Source organism: Priestia sp. P5_B4 (assembly GCF_056400385.1).
Map to the genome: position 1 here is coordinate 18257 of NZ_JBFULJ010000011.1, position 19118 is coordinate 37374.

Consider the following 19118-nt stretch of genomic DNA (forward strand, 5'->3'; position numbering starts at 1 on the left):
AGGCAAGGTATATAGCTTTATGTGGGAAATTATTGTAGCAATCATTTTAGGGATTGTAGAAGGTTTAACAGAGTTTGCTCCTGTTTCGTCAACTGGGCATATGATTATTGTGGATGACCTGTGGTTAAATTCAAAAGAATTATTTTCATCTCCCGTAGCTAATACATTTAAAATTGTTATTCAGCTAGGGTCGATCTTAGCAGTAGTAGTTATTTTTAAAGATCGTTTCATTAATTTATTAGGATTGGGAAAAAAGCCAGCCGCTCCAATTGGACCGACAAATCGCTTGAATTTAATGCAAGTAATTGTTGGTCTGTTACCCGCAGGAGTGTTAGGTCTTTTGTTTGATGATTACATTGATGAACATTTGTTTTCTTTAAATACGGTGCTAATTGGCTTAGTAGTCGGAGCTGTATTAATGATTCTAGCAGATTTGTTTGGACCTAAACGTCCGCGTGTAGAGACGGTGGACCAAATGTCTTATGGACAAGCACTGGGTATAGGACTGTTTCAATGTATTGCTCTTTGGCCAGGTTTTTCTCGTTCAGGCTCAACGATTTCAGGAGGGGTTCTTCTTGGAATGAGCCATAAGGCAGCGGCAGATTTTACATTTATTATGGCAGTGCCAATCATGGCAGGAGCAAGTGGACTTTCATTGGTTAAAAACTGGCAGTATTTCACATCAGATGCACTACCGTTTTTTATTGCTGGTTTTATCAGCGCCTTTATTTTTGCGCTGGTGTCTATTCGCTTTTTCCTGAAATTAATTAATCGTATCAAATTAGTACCGTTTGCACTATATCGAATTGTGTTAGCAGCTATTCTATATTTTGTATTTTTATAAAATAAACATGCGTGTTCTTTAGTCCCTTAAACTTCTAATAGAGACTCAAAGAGCAAGAAAAAGCTATTGCAACATTGCAATAGCTTTTTTGTATAAATATATATTATCGCCTTTTGAAAGCGTTTTATAAACATGGGTATTGACAAAACGTGTCGAAAAATAGTAAATTAATATTTGTGCAGTATAAAGTTAAGTAAAAGTAAGACTTCTGTTTAGTTTTATTGACTGTAAAAAACGTATGACAACGTATAGATCGTTTTAATTTTATAAAAACTGAATAATAAGCTTAATCGTATAGAGCGGGGGAATCATTATCGGCAGTAAAGCTGCCTAGGGGTGAATCCTTACAAAAGGTAGGAAACTCTCAATTCCGAATCCGACAGTTAACCCCGTTTGCTTTATTGAGAGAAAGAGCCCAAAATAGCGTAAGTAAAAGGCTGTTCTTTCTTAAGAATAGTCTTTTTTTGTTTTTTCAGAAAAGTATATACAAATGTCATACATCTTTGGGGAGGTACATCTATGAAAAAAATTCGTTTTGGTTTGGCTACGCAGATTTTTACCGGATTAATCCTCGGTGTTCTTGTAGGGGTAATTTGGTTTAACGATCCGCGTGTAGTAACATACCTACAGCCGCTAGGAGACCTATTTTTAAGATTAATTAAGATGATTGTTATTCCAATTGTTATCTCAAGCTTAGTCGTTGGAGTTGCAGGAGCAGGGAGCGGCAAACAGGTCGGAAAGCTCGGCGTTAAAACCATTCTCTATTTTGAAATTATTACGACTTTTGCAATTGTAATCGGTGTATTGGTTGCTAATATTTTTCATCCTGGGCAAGGTGTAGACATTCATTCAGCACAGAAGAGTGATATTTCACAATACGTTGAAACATCCGAACAGCAAGAAGGAAAGTCAGTGGCTGAAACTTTCTTACACATTGTTCCGACAAACTTTTTCCAGTCAATTGTTGAAGGAGACATGCTAGCAATTATCTTCTTTACAGTGTTATTTGCACTAGGAGTAGCGGCAATTGGGGAAAGAGGAAAGCCAGTTGTACAATTCTTCGACGGCGTTTCTCACGCAATGTTTCACGTGGTAAACCTTGTAATGAAAGTGGCGCCAATTGGTGTATTTGCTTTAATTGGTGTAACAGTTTCAAAATTCGGCTTAGATTCACTCCTTTCATTAGGAAAGCTTGTTATCTTAGTTTACTTAGCGTTAATTTTCTTCCTACTTGTTGTATTAGGAGGAATTGCGAAATGGGCAGGAATTAACATTTTCCACTTATTCCGCTATATGAAAGATGAACTGTTGTTAGCATACAGTACATCTAGCTCTGAGACAGTTCTTCCGCGAATTATGGAAAAACTTGAAAAGATGGGCTGTCCAAAAGCTATCGTATCGTTCGTTGTACCAATTGGTTATACATTTAACCTAGATGGTTCCGTTCTTTATCAAGCGATTGCAGCGTTATTCTTAGCGCAGGTGTATGGTATTGATTTAACGATCGTTCAACAGCTGACGCTCATTCTGGTATTGATGGTTACATCTAAAGGAATGGCTGCGGTGCCAGGAACATCATTTGTTGTATTACTGGCTACTCTTGGAACAATCGGCGTTCCGGCAGAAGGATTAGCCTTCATTGCTGGAGTAGACAGAATCATGGATATGGCACGTACGGTTGTTAACTTAGTAGGAAACACACTAGCAGCAATTGTGATGTCTAAATCTGAAGGCAAATTTGACCCTAAAAAAGGTACAGAGGTCATGAGAGCCGGCTAATTTATAAATTAAAAAGCTACTTATTCTATTCAAAAAATTAGAATAAGTAGCTTTTTTCATAATAATTCCTTTATTATTATGGAAATTGACCCTATAATATGTAACATCAGGTATAAATATATCCAAATTTTATTCTTACATAAAAGCAGTCACTGGTTCCTTTCTTTATCAATAAATATAGAGATAGCTTAGCTAGTTGGGGGATAGTAGAGTATGTGGAAAAAGCGAATATGGGTCATCGCCTCGATAGTAATCGTATGTTTGTTAATCCCTTACAGTTTACCGATTGTGTTTGCTTTATTAACAGCATTAGCGCTTGAGGGTATTGTTCAAAAATTGCATCAATCTTTTAAAATGAAGAGAGTCTACGCAGTGCTTATGACCTTCATTTTATATGTTGTTTCGCTCATACTTATTGGATTTTTTATTGTTCGGACAATCGTTACGCAAGTGGTTGCTCTTTCAAAGATAGCGCCTTCCTTTGTAAAAGAAATCTATGAAACCGCGATTTATCCAACTATTATTAAGTGGAAATACTATTCAAACGCTCTTCCTACAGAAGTGATTTCTTCTATCGAGCGCACGCTTGAAAAAACCGTAAATTCATTAGATTCTCTATTAAAAAGTACCGTGGAAATCATCATTAGCTTTGCTGCTACTGTTCCTGGGTTTCTACTAGAGTTTCTTATTTATTTAGTAGCGCTTGTATTTATCAGCCTTGAGCTGCCTGCTATTAAAAATAAAATTAAGTCATTTTTAACAGAAGAAACGAAATATAAGCTACAAGTTGTCATCACTCAGCTTATCCAAGCGGGGGTTGGTTTTATTAAGGCACAAATTATCTTAAGTGTCATGACGTTTGTAATGGCTTATGTAGGGCTTTGGCTATTAGATGTTCCGTATACCGCGCTGCTTAGCTTATTAATTGTAATTGTCGATATCTTACCAATCCTTGGGACGGGCTCGGTGCTCGTTCCATGGGGGATTTTTGCTCTTACGCAAGAGCATGACTCATTAGCAATCGGCTTATTTATTCTATTTGGAGTCATTACGGTAGTAAGACGTGTAGTAGAACCAAAAGTATTTTCTACAAATATGGGTATTTCACCTTTGGCTGCATTAGTTAGTTTGTACATTGGATTTAAACTTTTAGGCTTTGTCGGATTATTTTTAGGACCGGCTTTAGTTATTTTATACGATGCTCTTCGTAAAGTAGGTATTATTCAAATTAACTTTAAACTATAAAAGCGCTGGATAAAACTAGCGCTTTTTTTTATTGAAACTTTTGTAGTACGTAATACGTAAAGAGGGAAAGGAAAAAACTATGCCGCGTTGGTTTTTATCTATCAATCGGCTAAATTATAGTTTTGCAGTCTTAGATTTAATGACATGAGGAGGAGAATTTTTGTTAGAGTCGGTTTTACTTTCTTTAATTGAAGCGCTAAAACAGCTCTCTTATTTTGGCGTAATTCTAGCATTAACGTTTGAGTTTGTCCCGGCAGAGCTTGTTTTACCTTTAGTAGGGTATTGGGTGTACCAAGGTGATATGAACTTGTATCTGGCTATCCTTGCAGGTACAGTAGGCGGTGTTTGTGGACCGTTGACTCTTTATGCACTGGGACGTTACGGTGGACGACCGCTGGTTTTAAAATATGGAAAATACTTTTTGGTGAAAGAAAAAGAAATTGACGCCGCCGATCGCTTTTTTAATAAGTACGGCAGCGGGGTTGCTTTTTTTGGACGCTTTATTCCAGGAGTGCGCACGGCTATCTCTTTTCCGTGCGGGATGGCAAAAATGAATGTATGGCTGTTTTCTATTTATACATTTGTGGCGATGCTTCCAGTAACGGCTATTTACGTATATTTAGGATATAAGTTAGGACCTAAGTGGAAAGAGGTGGGGCCGATTGTGTCTCAATATATGCAGCCTATTGGAATCGGAATTGTTGTTTTAATTGCACTGTTTTTTATCATTAAATATGTGCGGAATAAACAAGTAGGGCAGAGCTGATAAATCGAGGAAAAGAGTGAGGATATGTCAGAGTATGAGCAGTTAAGAGTAGAGTTACGAAAAATTGAAAAGTGGGAGAAAGACCAAAAAGGACTTTTTTTCTGGGAGCGGCTGGCTCGTTTGCCTTTTTCAGCTTTAGATAAAGTAACGCCAAAGTTCATTCATCAAAAAATAGAAAAATTATTAGATGAAATTGCTAAGTATGTTGATAATGGAGGCCAGTATTTAGCTAATACGTCTGCCACGCTAGAAAAAGCATCAGCACAATTACAAGAAAAGAAACAGCTTTCGATAGAGGATATTCAGCATTTATCTCTGCAAGAAATGGATGAATTGGCAGAGCATTTTATTGAAGTCCGAAAAAAGAATGCACAGCTTCAAGGAGCTACAACCGGTATAGGCGGGATTTTTACACTAGCTATTGATGTTCCTTTTGTATTAGGGCTTACACTTAAGACACTGCAAGAAGTGGCTGTTTCTTATGGTTACGACCCCACTGAGCAAGAGGAACGAATTTTCATGGTCAAATGCATGCAGTTTTCGTCTTCTGACATTGTAGGGAAACGTGCGATTTTAGAAGAATTAGCAAGCGGAAATCGAACGCAGAGCTTGCAGCAGCTGCAAGGGTGGAGAGAAGTGTTTCTAACCTACAGGGACAACTTGGGCTGGAAAAAGCTGTTCCAAATGATTCCTATAGCAGGAATGGTATTTGGAGCGTATATTAACAAACAAGCAATTAGCGATATAGGGGAAGTTGGAATGATGCTTTATCGTAAAAGACGTATTTTGGAAAAAGTCTCACAATCGCAAAAATAAAAAGAGACTGGTACGAAAGTATTTTAGTTGAAGAAAAATCCGAACGTATTTGATTCTTGGTTGAGAATCAAATACGTTCGGATTTTTTCATTGGTATAGTAAATGTAGCTTTCATGTGTTAAGCCTATTTCCTTAATCAAAATGAAAAGTAGGAATGGTAATAGTATTTTTTCGTCTGGCAATCAGTAAATAAATAATTCCGATTATACTCCATACAATACCGATAAATAAGGATGTTTTTTCTAAGTTAAGCCACATGAAAAATAAAAATAAGCTGCCGAGTAAAGGCATAAGTACATATGAAATATATCCACTGAGAGATCGTTTGTTTTGTTGAATAAAATAATGGATAAAAACCGCTATGTTCACTGAACTGAACGCAATTAAAGCACCAAAATTAATTAAAGAGGTAGCTTTTTCAAGAGACAGACCTAGTGAAATTAAAGAGAGGCCACCAATAATCACTACATTCCAAACAGGCGTCTTTGTTTTAGGGTGAATATAGCCAAAAATTCCCCGAGGCAGATAACCATCTTTCCCAATTGCATAGAGAAGTCTTGATGCACTCATATGTGAGACAAGTCCAGAAGCAATAGTTGAAGTCAAGGCCGCTGCTACAAAAATAGATTGAAAAAGCTGGCCGCCAATTTTATAAGCGATCTCCGCTGATGCACCTTCTAAATCATGAAACAAAGAGGCTGAAGGGAAAAGAAGCTGCGCAAAGTAAGAAACCGTGATAAATAAGGCGCCTCCCGTACACGCAATAATAAGAATCCCTTTAGGAATGGTTTTCTCAGGCTTAAGTGTTTCTTCGGCCATAGTGGTTACAGCATCAAATCCTAAAAAAGAAAAGCATAAAATAGCTGCTCCGTTTAATAACAGAGATATAGAGGCCGATTCACTTATAAACGGTTTAAATGATAGCTCTTGGCCTTGAGTTGTAGCACTTAAAATAATAAAGATAATAGCGACTAAAATTTGAAAAGCAACTAATAGCGTACCAAAAGAAACGGTTAAATGAACGCTGAAAATATTCATTATGGTCATGATGACAACAAAGCTGATAATCCATACGGCCTTTGGAACACCTGGAAACAGAGAGCTTAGGTAAATATTTGTCAAAAGCGCATTAATCATTGGCAGAAATAGATAATCAAGAAGAGCCGTCCATCCTACCAAAAAACCAATGCTTGGATTCATTACTTGCTGTGCGTATGTATAAGAGGAACCAGCTCCGGGAAAAGCTTTTACCATCCTTCCGTAACTAATGGCTGTAAATAAAATAGCGATCAACGTGAATGCATAAGCGCCTGAAACATGTCCATCTGTTGATTCAGTTACAATGCCAAATGTATCAAAAACGGCCATAGGTGCCATGTAGCCTAACCCTATCACAACGATATGCCATAATTTTAGTTGTTTAAGAAGAGAAGGTTCATGATTCATATTTGTCATCCTTTCTGTGTATAATCATTCTGCATTATTTATTATTATACTATATTATTAAATTTGTCATCTTTTTTTGAAAAAGAAGAGAAAATTGCGGGCTAAGAGATAAAGAGCATTTAATTGATTACTAGATAAAGCAAAAAAATGCTTTTTTTCACTTTGATTTTTACCATTGAGTCTAGAAAGTATTTTACATAAAATGAAAGAAAGTAAAAAAGCTTCGTTTAGGTGATCTACTTGTAATAAATACGAAAACAAATTTTTGAATGCGGTTACATTTTTGTTGGTGTACAAAATTAAGAATGATGGTGAAGGAGATGAAGGAAGTGATTGCTACACCCTATATAAACTTGGAGATAAACAAGGAACCAGGTGTGCATGTCGTATTGGATGAAACAAAAAAAGATGGTGTTTACTTTATTAAATTAACGGTCAAGTCGGTTAAAAAAAGAATTCTTCCAAAAATGAAATTAAAATGGAGCGTTCCATTGTTAGATATCCAACTGTATAAATCTTTACAAACTAGTAAGGGCGATGTGAATGCCTCTTTTGTTCATTGTTTTATGAATAAGAATGGTTCTAACCGCTACACCATTGCATGTTCAGACATAAGTCATCCTATTCTGTGTGCTCCTAATTGGAAAGACATGTGTTTAGATGTAGAAATGACCTTATTTAGTGAAAGCACTTGGTCTCTTCATAGCTATGAAACTGAACTGCGAGTAGACACAAGAATAGTTGAAACAGAAGAGTTATTCAAAGGTTTAGCGAAATGGTATGAGAGAAAAGAGATTAATCTAGCATCTGCTTTTGAGCATGCAACGGCAATAGATGAAAAAGGAAATGTCTCGTTAGATATTTGATGGTAAGGAGAGGAATAAAATGGGGATCTTATTTAATGAAGGTACAAAGGAATTTCACCTGCAGGGACGCGATGTAAGTTATATCTTTTCAGTGTTGAGAAACGGGCAGCTCGGTCACTTGTACTATGGAAAAAAGCTTAAGCACCGTTCATCTTTTCAGCATTTTTTAAGTGTAGAAACAAGAGGAGCTAGCGCTTCGGTATATGAAGGAGAACTAGCATTTTCTCTTGAAACAATCAAACAAGAGTATCCTTCTTATGGAACAACAGACTTCAGAGAGCCAGCCTATCAACTTCTTCAGCAAAACGGAAGCCGAATCACAAATTTTGAATACGATAACCATAAAATTTACAAAGGCAAGAAGCCATTAAAAGGCTTACCTGCTACATATGTAGAAGAAGAGAGTGAAGCCACAAGTGTAGAAGTTGAACTGATTGATAAATTGCTCAATGCATCAATTATTTTAACGTATACCGTTTACGAAGACCGAAATATTATTACGCGTAACGCACGATTTGAGCATAGAGGAGAAGAACCAGTCGATATTTTGCGTATCATGAGCGGCAGCATTGATTTGCCTACATCAAATTATGAGATGGTTCAGCTTTCCGGTGCGTGGATTCGAGAAAGACACGTGAAAACACGAATGCTTCAGCCTGGTATTCAAAGTATTTCTAGTGCGAGAGGTACAAGCAGCAGTCAGCAAAACCCATTTTTAATTTTAAAAAATCCAGCTGCAACTGAACACAGTGGAGAAGCGTATGGTTTTAGTCTTGTGTACAGCGGAAACTTTCTTGGACAAGTGGAAGTAGATCATTATAATGTATCAAGAATAACGATGGGCATTCATCCTTTTGATTTTCAGTGGCGACTAGAGAGTGGACAAACTTTTCAATCACCAGAACTAGTACTGGCTTATTCAAATAGCGGTCTAAACGGACTTAGCCAAGAGTATCATGAGCTTTATCGCAAGCGTCTAGCTAGAGGGAAATGGCGGGATTTGGAGCGGCCAGTTTTAATTAATAACTGGGAAGCGACGTACTTTGATTTTAACGAAGAGAAAATTGTACATATTGCCAAAGAAGCACAAAAGCTGGGCATTGAACTTTTCGTATTAGATGACGGCTGGTTTGGCAAGCGTAATGATGATACAACTTCTCTTGGAGACTGGTTTGTAGATAAAAATAAGCTTCCGGGCGGTATGAAGTCATTGGCTCAAAAAGTAACGGATTTAGGTATGGACTTTGGGTTATGGTTTGAACCCGAAATGATTTCAAAGCAAAGCGACTTGTATGAAAAGCATCCAGATTGGTTGATTCATGTGCCAAATCGTCATCAATCTCATGGACGAAATCAATATGTGCTTGATTTTTCAAGAGAAGAAGTAGTGAATTATATCTATGAACGAATGGAAGCTATTTTAAGTGAAGCACCTATCTCTTATATAAAATGGGATATGAATCGAAATATAACAGAGATTGGATCTGTTGGGCTGCCCGCGAACCGTCAGTTTGAAGTAGTACACCGCTATATTTTAGGTGTGTATGATTTGTATGAGCGACTAACAAAGAAGTTCCCGGATATTTTATTTGAATCATGTGCAAGCGGGGGAGCTAGATTTGATCCGGGAATGCTTTATTATGCTCCTCAAGCTTGGACGAGCGATAACACGGACGCGATTGAACGTCTAAAGATTCAGTACGGCACGTCTTTTGCCTATCCAATCAGTTCAATGGGAGCACACGTATCAGCCGTACCAAATCATCAAGTACGCAGAGTAACAAGTCTAGAAACAAGAGGAGACGTTGCGTATTTTGGCGCATTTGGTTATGAGTTAGATGTTACGCTGATGACAGAAGACGAAAAAGAAACGGTAAAAAACCAAATTCAGTATTATAAAAAACACCGATCCCTTATTCAAAATGGCACATTCTATCGATTAAAAAGTCCGTTTGAACAAGATGGAAATGTGACGAGCTGGATGGTTGTTTCATCCGATCAAAAACAGGCAATCATCGGTTATTATCAAGTATTAGCTAGATCAAATCCTTCTTATGAACGCATTGAGCTAAAAGGGCTTCATCCTGATTATGAATATACAGTGATGGAAACAGATCAAACAGCTTATGGAGATGAGCTCATGTACGCAGGAATTGCTCTAACTCATGAGTATCCGGGTGTTGAAGCATACGATGAAAAATCTGGAGACTTTGTATCGGTCATTTACACACTGCAAGCGCAATAAGCAAAAAGCCACTTCTATATCATAGAAGTGGCTTTTTGAGTTAACTATTAATCGTATAGTGTTGACATAAAAGGAGAAGTAATGGTAACTTTTAGTTATAATTGTTAACTTTATATTTTTTTAGTTTACTAAAGTGGAGGGGAATCGATGGAAACCACAGGTTTAAGAGATTGGAAAGCACTTGCTCAGTCTATTATTAAAGGGAAAGAAATTACATATAACGAAGCGCTTCAACTTCTTTATGTACCGGATGAAGAAGTGTTAGAGGTCATGAATGCCGCGTACTTAATTCGTCATCATCATTATGGAAAAAAAGTAAAGCTCAATATGATTATTAATACTAAATCGGGTTTATGCCCAGAAGACTGTGGATATTGTTCGCAGTCGATTGTATCAGAAGCACCGATTGATAAGTATGCGTGGTTAACAAAAGAGAAAATTGTAGAAGGTGCTTTTGAAGCTCAAAAAAGAAAAGCAGGTACATATTGTATCGTGGCGTCAGGCCGCCGTCCTACTGATAAAGAAGTAGCGCACGTAGTGGGAGCGGTAAAAGAAATTCGTCAAAAGACAGACTTGAAAATCTGTGCCTGTCTAGGCTTTTTAACAGATGATCAAGCACACGAACTAGTCGAGGCGGGTGTTCATCGCTATAATCATAATTTAAATACTCACGCTGATAACTACGACAGTATTTGTTCTACGCATGGCTATGAAGATCGAGTCGATACGGTTACTACATCTAAAAAAGCAGGTTTGTCACCTTGTTCCGGTGCGATTTTTGGAATGGGCGAGACACATGAACAAGCCGTTGAATTAGCTTTTCAAATTAAAAAGTTAGATGCAGATTCTATTCCATGCAACTTTCTTGTTGCCGTTCCAGGAACGCCTCTAGAAGACAAAAAGGCGTTAAAGCCAATGCAATGCTTAAAGCTGTTAGCGATGATGCGTTTTGTAAATCCAACGAAAGAAATTCGAATTTCAGGAGGCAGAGAAGTCAATCTCAGATCGCTTCAGCCGCTTGGTTTGTTTGCTGCAAATTCAATTTTTGTAGGCGATTATTTAACGACTCAAGGTCAAGAACCTACAGCTGACTGGGGATTAATTGAAGATTTAGGATTTGAAATCGAAGAATGTGCACTGTGAAGCCGTTGAGAAATCAACGGCTTTTTTTATCTTCAGCAGATTTACAGGAACTATACGTTTACTTTACAAAACTCAACAGCTTCTTTATATTGCCTTCACAAATAACCATTATTATAAAACATGTGAACGATAAGTGAATAGTTACTAAGGTTATGAAATTGAGAAACCACAAAAAACAATAGGTCTATATAAACATCCTATGCGTTTTTTGTGGTTTTTTTATAAATGAAAGGAAGGAATCGTTTTGAATAAGGAAACAGATTTCTTACAACAGCTTGGACAAGATCGTTTAATTGCATCCATTAAAAGTCCGAAAAATTTAGAGCGATTTTTAGAAACAGAGATCCAGGCCGCCTTTTTATTAACGGGCAATATTAGTGTGATTAAACGCTATGTAGATTTACTCAAACAGCATAATCGAATGGTTTTCTTACACATTGAAAAAATTCCGGGAATTAGCTATGACCGGGAAGGGCTTGAATTTCTCGCTAAGTTTGTAAAGCCCACAGGCATCGTAACCACTAAAAGTTCACTCATTAATTACGCAAAACAGGAAGGGCTGGTTGCTATTCAGCGGCTATTTTTAGTGGATACAGACGCAGTAGCACAAGGGTTAAAAACCGTTCAAAATATTAAACCGGATGCATTAGAACTAATGCCAGGATTGATTCCGGAGATGATAGAGAAAATCGTTAAAAAAACAAGTATCCCTATTATTACAGGTGGACTCATTCAAAATGAAAGCCATATCCAAGCTGCTTTAAAAGCAGGGGCTACGGCAGTTTCTACAGGGAAATCATGGCTGTGGAAAAAATATGAATGAGCGAGAAAGGAGTGTTTTTAATGAAAAAAGTAGAGTTAGTTAACGTTGGAAAGTCATACGATCAAAAAACAAATGTCATTCAAGATATTAACGTCACAATTGAACCTGGAGAATTCTTCGTATTAGTAGGTCCTTCAGGATGCGGGAAAAGTACAATGCTGCGAATGATTGCCGGATTAGAAGAAGTCACGCAGGGAGAGTTGCTAATTGGAGATGTAAAAGCAAATAAACTGCTTCCAAGTCAGCGCGATTTGTCCATGGTGTTTCAAAACTATGCTTTATATCCGCATTTGACAGTAGAACAAAATATTCTTTTTGGTCTGCATACAAAGAAGATTTCAAAGCAAGAACAGCAAAAGCGCTGCAGGGAAGCAGCAGAAATGCTTGGTTTAAGTGAATATTTAAAGCGAAAGCCTAGACAGCTTTCGGGAGGACAGCGCCAGCGTGTAGCACTCGCACGTGCTATTGTTACTCATTCGCCTATTTGCCTGATGGATGAGCCGTTATCCAACTTGGATGCAAAGCTGCGAGCAAAGATGAGATCAGAAATTCGCCAGATTCAGCGTAAGTTAGGTATTACGATGATTTATGTCACGCACGATCAAACGGAAGCGATGACGATGGCGGATCGAATGATGATTTTAAATGGAGGTAATATTCAGCAGGTTGGGCGTCCCCTTGATATTTACAATGCACCGGCAAACACGTTCGTAGCGTCGTTTATAGGTTCTCCTCCTATGAACTTATCAAACGTTTCTATAGAAAATAACTTACTCGTTTTTGAAGATAGAAGAGCTATTTCTATGAGTACACCACACAGTAACTTTAGCGGTAAAAAGGAAGTTGTGGTTGGAGTAAGACCTGAGCATGTTCAGCTTGCGACAAACGATAACACCAGCTTTATTGTAGAGATAGATAATGTCGAAATTCTAGGAACAGAAACACTGCTTACATTTCGTATGGGTGACAAGCAGTGGATGGCTAAGTGGAACGGTCAATGGAATATAAAAGTGGGAGAGCGCGTCCCTATTTTTATCGATCCAAAACATCTGTTTTTATTTGATAACGATACAGGTTCATGCTTGCACTATGAACCATCAACGGAAGATTTAACTGTAAAGGGGGCATTTGTATGAGTGCTGTTACCAAAACAGCAAACTCGCCTGTTTCTGTTTCATCCAATCCACAAGAAAAGAAGTCAATGCCTAACCTATTGGTAGGATTATCTTACTTGCTGCCATCATTATTGTTATTTGGTGTATTTCTTTTCTACCCAATGATTAAGACGTTATATTTAAGTCTTTTTATTACAGATACACAGGGAAATCCCTTGAAATTTGTAGGGCTACAAAATTTCTTTTATCTATTTACAGATCCAAACTTTTTACAAAGTATGAAAGCCACTTTTTTATTTGTACTCTACACGGTGCCTATAGGTTTAATTATTGCCTTATTCCTAGCGCTAATCGCAAATGAAAAGCTCAAAGGAATTGGTTTTTTCAGAACGATGTTTTCATCTACGATGGGAATGAGCGTAGCGGCTTCTTCTGTAATTTGGATGTTTATGTATAACCCGACAATCGGTGTTATCAATAAAGTATTAAATCTTGTAGGAATTCATGATGTGCAGTGGTTATTAGACCCTAAGTATGCGCTGATTGCTGTGTCTATCTCTACGATTTGGATGAACATTGGTTTTACCTTTTTAATCTTACTTGGCGGGTTACAAAATATTGATGAAAAGCTGTATGAAAATGCGCGTATTGCTGGAGTTAGCTATTGGTATCAGCTACGTAAAATTACGCTTCCGATGCTTTCGCCAACGCTGTTTTTTATCATTACCGTTTCGTTTATTAACGCGTTTCAAACGTTTGGACAAATTGACATTTTAACAAAAGGCGGACCTACAGATTCGACAAATGTCATTGTTTATTCAATCTACAAAGATGCATTTGTAAACTATAATGTTGGCTCTGCAAGTGCTCAAGCTACAATTTTGTTTTTCTGTATTCTACTGGTTACGGCTCTTCAATTTAAGCTTGGAGAAAGGAAGGTACATTATCAATGAGCATCACGAGAAAATGGACAACTTACTTGCTACTCATTGCAGCTACTTTAGTATTGATGTTTCCTATCCTATACGCTTTTTCCATTAGTTTTATGAGTGGAGCGGAAGTGTTAGAAGGGAAGATTTGGCCGTCATCTTTTTCATTTGAAAACTATCGGGATGCTTTTGAAAAAGTTCCGCTGCTTCATTATTTAATTAACAGTTTTGCTGTATCTATTTTTGTTATGGCCGGGCAGCTGTTAGTTTCAAGTTTGGCAGCTTTTGCATTTGTATTTATTAAATTTAAAGGAAGAGATACTATCTTCTTTCTCTTTATTTCTACGATGATGATTCCATGGGAAGCAACGATGGTTCCTAACTTTTTAACAGCGCAAAAGCTAGGGTGGATTAATAATTATTTAGGATTAACAATTCCTTTTTTTGCTTTAGCGTTTGGGACATTTTTGTTGCGTCAGCAGTTTAAAACCATTCCGAATGAGTTATATGAAGCTTCTCAAGTTGCAGGGATCAGCCGCTTTCGTTTCTTTTGGAACGTCGTGCTCCCTGTGTCTAAAACAAGTCTAGTTACGCTTGGTGTATATAGCTTTTTAACAACATGGAATATGTATTTATGGCCACTATTAGTGACAAATACAGAGGATGTTCGTACCGTTCAGATTGGTTTAAAACAAATGCAAACACAGGAGATTTCAACTGATTGGGGAGTGGTTATGGCCGCTGTCGTGGTTGTTATTATACCGACATTATTACTATTATTCCTAGGTCAAAAACGTCTTCAAAAAGGATTAACCCAAGGTGCAATTAAATAGGAGAGTGAATGTGATGAAAAAGATATTGGCTATCGTAACGGCATGCTTCCTAGTTATTCTAGGCGCTTGCTCAAACTCAACTGGTTCTTCGGAAGCGCAAGAAACAAAAAAAACAGCATCAGGTAAAACAGAAGTCGTTTTTTGGCACGCCATGAGCGGTGACCTTGAAAAATCACTCAATAAAATAGTCGATGAGTACAATAAATCTCAGGATAAAGTTGAAGTAAAGCCCGTTTTCCAAGGAACGTATGAGGAAGCACAAACAAAATTTAATACGGTAGCAGGAACTAAAGATGCACCTGCTATCATGCAAACGTTCGAAGTAGGAACGAAATTCATGATAGACAGTGGGAAGGTTCAGCCTGTTCAAAAATTTATTGATGAAGACCACTACGATACTTCACAGTGGGAGAAAAACATTTCAAGCTATTACCAAGTAGATGGAAAGCAATATTCAATGCCGTTCAACTCTTCAACACCGGTTCTTGTTTACAACAAAGATGCCTTTAAAAAAGCAGGGTTAGATCCTGAAAACCCACCAAAAACGTATGATGAATTAAAGGCAGCTGCAAAGAAATTAACAGAGAAACAAGGAAATAAAACATCACAATACGGTTTTTCAATTCTAAATTACGGATGGTTCTTTGAAGAGCTAGTTGCTTCTCAAGGCGGTTTGTATGTAGATCACGAAAACGGTCGTAAAGGGGATGCTGAGAAGGCAGTATTTAATGGAAAAGAAGGACAAAACGCATTTAATTTAATCAATGACATGTACAAAGAAGGTACCTTCTACAATGTAGGGCAAAACTGGGACGATATGCGCGCAGCATTTCAATCTAAAAAAATTGCAATGTTTTTAGATTCATCAGCAGGTATTAAAACATTAGTAGATAATGCTCCATTTGAAGTAGGCGTATCAGATCTTCCTGTGCCAAAGGAAGAGGATCGCCAAGGAGTAGCTATCGGGGGAGCATCTTTATGGATGTCTAAAGGAATTAGTGATGAAACATCTAAAGCGGCGTGGGACTTCATGAAATATTTAGCAACACCAGAAGTTCAGGCAAAATGGCACGTGGAAAGTGGCTATTTTGCGGTTAATCCTAAAGCATATGATCAAGAAATTGTAAAGAAAGAATGGGGAAAATATCCTCAACTAAAAGTGACGGTTGATCAGCTTCATAAAACTAAATCAATTCCAGCAACACAAGGCGCTTTAATTTCGGTATTTCCGGAATCACGCCAAAAGGTAGTAACAGGAATGGAAAGCCTGTACCAGGGAGTAAAGCCGAAACAAGCACTTGATCAAGCAGCAAAAGAAACAAATAGAGCATTAGAAGTAGCCAATCAAAAATAACGTATGATTACGAAGCTCGTCTTTCAAGTTATTTTGAGGACGAGCTTTTTATTTAGTGAATGACTAGTTAGGAGAGACAGAGGACAATGAATAATTCAATTGATCTTTATGCGCATCGCGGCTTTAGCGGACGATATCCTGAAAATACAATGATTGCATTTGAAGAAGCTAGAAAAATGCGAGTTTCAGGTATTGAATTGGATGCACAACTAACCAAAGACGGGGAAATAGTAGTGATTCACGATGAACGAATTGACAGAACGACGAATGGAATGGGATACGTTCAAGAATTTTCGTATAAACAGCTGCGATTATTCGATGCTGGAAGCTGGTATGATTCTCGTTTTTCTAAACAATCGATTCCCACGTTAATAGAAGTGTTTGAGTGGATGATGGACAAAAAGACAGAAATGACCGTGAACATTGAATTAAAAAATGACCAAATTTACTATCCAAAACTTGAGGAAAAAGTTCTTCGTCTAATCGATGAGTTTGATTTAGAAGATCAAGTTATTTTGTCATCTTTTAACTATGATAGCTTGGCTAAAGTGAGATCTCTCCATTCATATATATCAACAGGTTTTTTATTTGAAGGGGTGAGTGAAGATGCGATTGGAAAAGCAAAATCAATAGGAGCGCACCTACACTGTGACATGCCTTTTGCTCTTTCTTCGTACGGGAAAAAAGCAAAGCAAGAAGGATTAGACTTGCGGGTATATACGATTAATGAAATGGATGACTTCTTGAAGCTTCAGCAGGCTTCAGTAGAAGTCGTGATGACAGATTATCCTAATCGCTTTTCCTCTAAGGTGTTCAAAGGATGACATAGAAAGAAGCCGAGACAAAAATATTTGAACCAAAATGAAAAACGAACCATTGATCAAAGTGCTTGATTAGCGATTCGTTTTTTTTTGTTATGGTAAACGTAGGTTTCATGTGTGTAGGTCTTTCTAGCAGTTGATTAAAGGACAAAGCGAAGACTYCTGCGGGAAAAGCGGAACAGGTGAGACCCCGCAGGAGTCTTCGCTTTGCATGGAAATCAACTGCGGTGTAACAAGCGGTTCAGTTCATGTATCCCATTTGTTCGTCTTTAGGTTTTAAGTTCGTTATGTCGCACTCTCTTTTTATACAAAAAATATTTTTCTATTCTGAATAGTATAAAATTTATATTGTGAAATTGTTCTATAGATGATATATTGAGAATAGATTATAATGTTCCTTATGAAAGCGAATACATGTTGCGTAGCTCCGCAAACGTTCATTTGCCGGTCCCTAGCATCGTCTGTTATCTCTTTTAGGAGGAATAAAAAATCATGTATGATCAAGATACTATCTATATTATTGGAGATGCCAAAGCTCCTCAAAGCAATCCGATTACTAAAAAGTTCAATCAGTATTTTTTAGGATTGGTAGTTGATAAAACAAATGGAAAAATTATTGATGTGGAATGCTCAGCGACGATTGAGTTAACCGTTCGATTTGTTCAATCAATTTTTATTGGACGCCACATAAGTGATCCCACCCTTATAGACGACATTAACAGCCGCTACTTCGGGTCTTCCCAAAAAGCGCTGGTGGTAGCGTTTCATGATGCACAGAAAAAATATCAGCAAATAACAGCTGCTTTGTCTACATAGACCTAGACGAAATCCAGCCTGACGTTTTCAAACGTTGGGCTGGATTTTGTTTTGTATAAAAACATTTTCGGGGAGATGAAGGGGGAAGAATAAATGATTCAAGATGGATTTATGTATGTGAGTGTGTTAACTGCCTTTGCTGCGCTCATGGTAGGGATTGAAAAAAGATTTAAAGCCAATCGATTTTTTAAATTTATTCCGGGTATTGTACTTATTTATATAGGAGCTGCTCTTATGCAAACGGCAGGGGTATTTGGGGATAGCGAATCAAATGTCGCCATGTATACGGGCGTTAAAAATGCACTGCTTCCGGCCATGCTGATGCTTATGCTGTTAAAGTGTGATGTTCGAAGTGTAATTAAACTTGGTCCAAGAATGCTGGGAGGATTCATCGTTGCGGTTTTTAGCATAATGGTAGGTTTTATCCTCGTCTATGCCATCTTTAAGAATTTCTATGTAGAGGACACGTGGAAAGCTTTTGGTGCTTTATCAGGAAGTTGGACCGGAGGATCAGCTAACATGGTTGCTCTCCAAGGGATTTTGGATGTTCCAGAAAATATATTTGGCTACGCTCTTATGATGGATACGATTAACTATGCTGTATGGGTTATGTTTATGTTTTGGCTTGTACCATTTGCATCTAAATTTAATAAATGGACAAAAGCAGACGTCAGCTTTGTTGAGAATAGTATAGATGAAGTCGCGGCAACTTCTGAAAGCGAAAAAGAAGGCCCGCAGTTTCAGCATCTTCTTTATTTACTTGGTCTAGGTTTGTTCGTTTCGGCATTTTCTACATTTATCGGAGGGCGTTTGCCTGAAGTGGGAGCGGTTATTAATGCAACGAGCTGGACGATTATGATTGCTTCTGTGGTTGGTCTAGTGCTTGCTGTAACCCCAGCGGCAAAAATTCCAGGTACGCTCGATGTATCAAACGTTATGTTATACATCGTTGTAGCGTTAATTGCTTCTCAATCAGATTTTTCAAATTTAGCTCAGGCTCCTATTTACTTAGTATCTGGTTTTCTTATTATGTTCGTGCACTTAGTGATCATGCTGTTGCTAGCTAAACTATTTAAATATGATTTATTTACGCTCGGAGTAGCAAGTTTAGCTAATATTGGTGGAATGGCGTCTGCTCCAATGCTTGCGGCTGCCTATAACCGTGCACTGATTCCGGTAGGAGTCATTATGGCTCTAATGGGTTCCTTCTTAGGTACTTATTTTGGTATGATGGTCGCCAAAATTTTAGGAGCGATCTAAGAATAAACCAAAAATAC

The 19118-nt window shown here is 37.7% G+C and carries 18 protein-coding genes and 1 riboswitch; of the genes, 17 read left to right on the top strand and 1 reads right to left on the bottom strand.

Annotated elements, in window-relative coordinates; genetic code table 11:
* Window positions 1-19: 19 nt before the first annotated feature.
* The 5 genes from AC1DRF_RS03030 (at window position 20) to AC1DRF_RS03050 (ending at window position 5450) form a co-directional block, all read left to right on the top strand.
* A complete protein-coding gene (locus AC1DRF_RS03030; RefSeq protein ID WP_013055186.1) occupies window positions 20-844 on the top strand; it encodes an undecaprenyl-diphosphate phosphatase in 825 nt (274 codons plus the stop codon).
* 273 nt (window positions 845-1117) lie between these two features.
* A riboswitch (cyclic di-AMP (ydaO/yuaA leader) is annotated at window positions 1118-1257 on the top strand.
* A 106-nt stretch (window positions 1258-1363) separates the two neighbouring features.
* The gene (locus AC1DRF_RS03035; RefSeq protein ID WP_377578261.1) at window positions 1364-2623 is read left to right on the top strand and encodes a cation:dicarboxylate symporter family transporter; all 1260 of its coding nucleotides are present in this window, start codon (window positions 1364-1366) and stop codon (window positions 2621-2623) included.
* 213 nt (window positions 2624-2836) lie between these two features.
* Window positions 2837-3868 carry a sporulation integral membrane protein YtvI gene (gene ytvI / locus AC1DRF_RS03040; RefSeq protein ID WP_477740315.1) on the top strand — a complete coding sequence of 344 codons (1032 nt, stop codon included), beginning with the start codon at window positions 2837-2839 and terminating at the stop codon, window positions 3866-3868.
* A 160-nt stretch (window positions 3869-4028) separates the two neighbouring features.
* Window positions 4029-4634 (top strand): DedA family protein, encoded by a 606-nt coding sequence (locus tag AC1DRF_RS03045; RefSeq protein ID WP_013055189.1) that lies wholly within the window; start codon window positions 4029-4031, stop codon window positions 4632-4634.
* A gap of 24 nt (window positions 4635-4658) precedes the next feature.
* Window positions 4659-5450, top strand: coding sequence for an EcsC family protein (locus AC1DRF_RS03050; RefSeq protein ID WP_114897227.1), 792 nt, complete (start codon window positions 4659-4661; stop codon window positions 5448-5450).
* A 132-nt stretch (window positions 5451-5582) separates the two neighbouring features.
* Here AC1DRF_RS03050 and AC1DRF_RS03055 read toward each other — a convergent pair whose 3' ends face one another.
* Window positions 5583-6896, bottom strand: coding sequence for an APC family permease (locus tag AC1DRF_RS03055; protein ID WP_477740316.1), 1314 nt, complete (start codon window positions 6894-6896; stop codon window positions 5583-5585).
* 320 nt (window positions 6897-7216) lie between these two features.
* Between AC1DRF_RS03055 and AC1DRF_RS03060 the strand changes: the two genes are divergently transcribed.
* From AC1DRF_RS03060 to AC1DRF_RS03115, 12 genes are all read left to right on the top strand, one after another.
* A complete protein-coding gene (locus AC1DRF_RS03060) occupies window positions 7217-7762 on the top strand; it encodes a hypothetical protein (protein ID WP_427077054.1) in 546 nt (181 codons plus the stop codon).
* 19 nt (window positions 7763-7781) lie between these two features.
* Complete coding sequence (locus tag AC1DRF_RS03065; protein WP_477740317.1) at window positions 7782-10007, top strand: alpha-galactosidase; 2226 nt, start codon at window positions 7782-7784, stop codon at window positions 10005-10007.
* A gap of 147 nt (window positions 10008-10154) precedes the next feature.
* On the top strand, window positions 10155-11150 hold the full coding sequence (bioB, locus tag AC1DRF_RS03070) for a biotin synthase BioB (RefSeq protein ID WP_477740318.1): 996 nt from the start codon (window positions 10155-10157) through the stop codon (window positions 11148-11150).
* 244 nt (window positions 11151-11394) lie between these two features.
* Window positions 11395-11973 (top strand): glycerol-3-phosphate responsive antiterminator, encoded by a 579-nt coding sequence (locus tag AC1DRF_RS03075; protein ID WP_477740319.1) that lies wholly within the window; start codon window positions 11395-11397, stop codon window positions 11971-11973.
* A gap of 20 nt (window positions 11974-11993) precedes the next feature.
* Complete coding sequence (locus AC1DRF_RS03080) at window positions 11994-13109, top strand: ABC transporter ATP-binding protein (RefSeq protein WP_230185437.1); 1116 nt, start codon at window positions 11994-11996, stop codon at window positions 13107-13109.
* Window positions 13106-14041, top strand: a complete 936-nt coding sequence (locus AC1DRF_RS03085; protein WP_028412674.1) for a carbohydrate ABC transporter permease — start codon at window positions 13106-13108, stop codon at window positions 14039-14041. Before AC1DRF_RS03080 ends, AC1DRF_RS03085 begins: the two co-directional genes overlap by 4 nt.
* Window positions 14038-14850 (top strand): carbohydrate ABC transporter permease, encoded by an 813-nt coding sequence (locus tag AC1DRF_RS03090; protein WP_043978093.1) that lies wholly within the window; start codon window positions 14038-14040, stop codon window positions 14848-14850. Before AC1DRF_RS03085 ends, AC1DRF_RS03090 begins: the two co-directional genes overlap by 4 nt.
* Window positions 14851-14863: 13 nt before the next feature.
* On the top strand, window positions 14864-16204 hold the full coding sequence (locus AC1DRF_RS03095; RefSeq protein ID WP_477740320.1) for an ABC transporter substrate-binding protein: 1341 nt from the start codon (window positions 14864-14866) through the stop codon (window positions 16202-16204).
* 86 nt (window positions 16205-16290) lie between these two features.
* Complete coding sequence (locus tag AC1DRF_RS03100; protein WP_477740321.1) at window positions 16291-17028, top strand: glycerophosphodiester phosphodiesterase; 738 nt, start codon at window positions 16291-16293, stop codon at window positions 17026-17028.
* Between the two features lie 133 nt (window positions 17029-17161).
* Window positions 17162-17305: a hypothetical protein gene (locus AC1DRF_RS03105; RefSeq protein WP_477740322.1), complete on the top strand. Its 144-nt coding sequence runs from the start codon at window positions 17162-17164 to the stop codon at window positions 17303-17305.
* A gap of 212 nt (window positions 17306-17517) precedes the next feature.
* A complete protein-coding gene (locus AC1DRF_RS03110; RefSeq protein ID WP_028412670.1) occupies window positions 17518-17841 on the top strand; it encodes a DUF3870 domain-containing protein in 324 nt (107 codons plus the stop codon).
* Between the two features lie 93 nt (window positions 17842-17934).
* A complete protein-coding gene (locus AC1DRF_RS03115) occupies window positions 17935-19101 on the top strand; it encodes a DUF819 family protein (RefSeq protein WP_477740323.1) in 1167 nt (388 codons plus the stop codon).
* Window positions 19102-19118 lie beyond the last annotated feature (17 nt).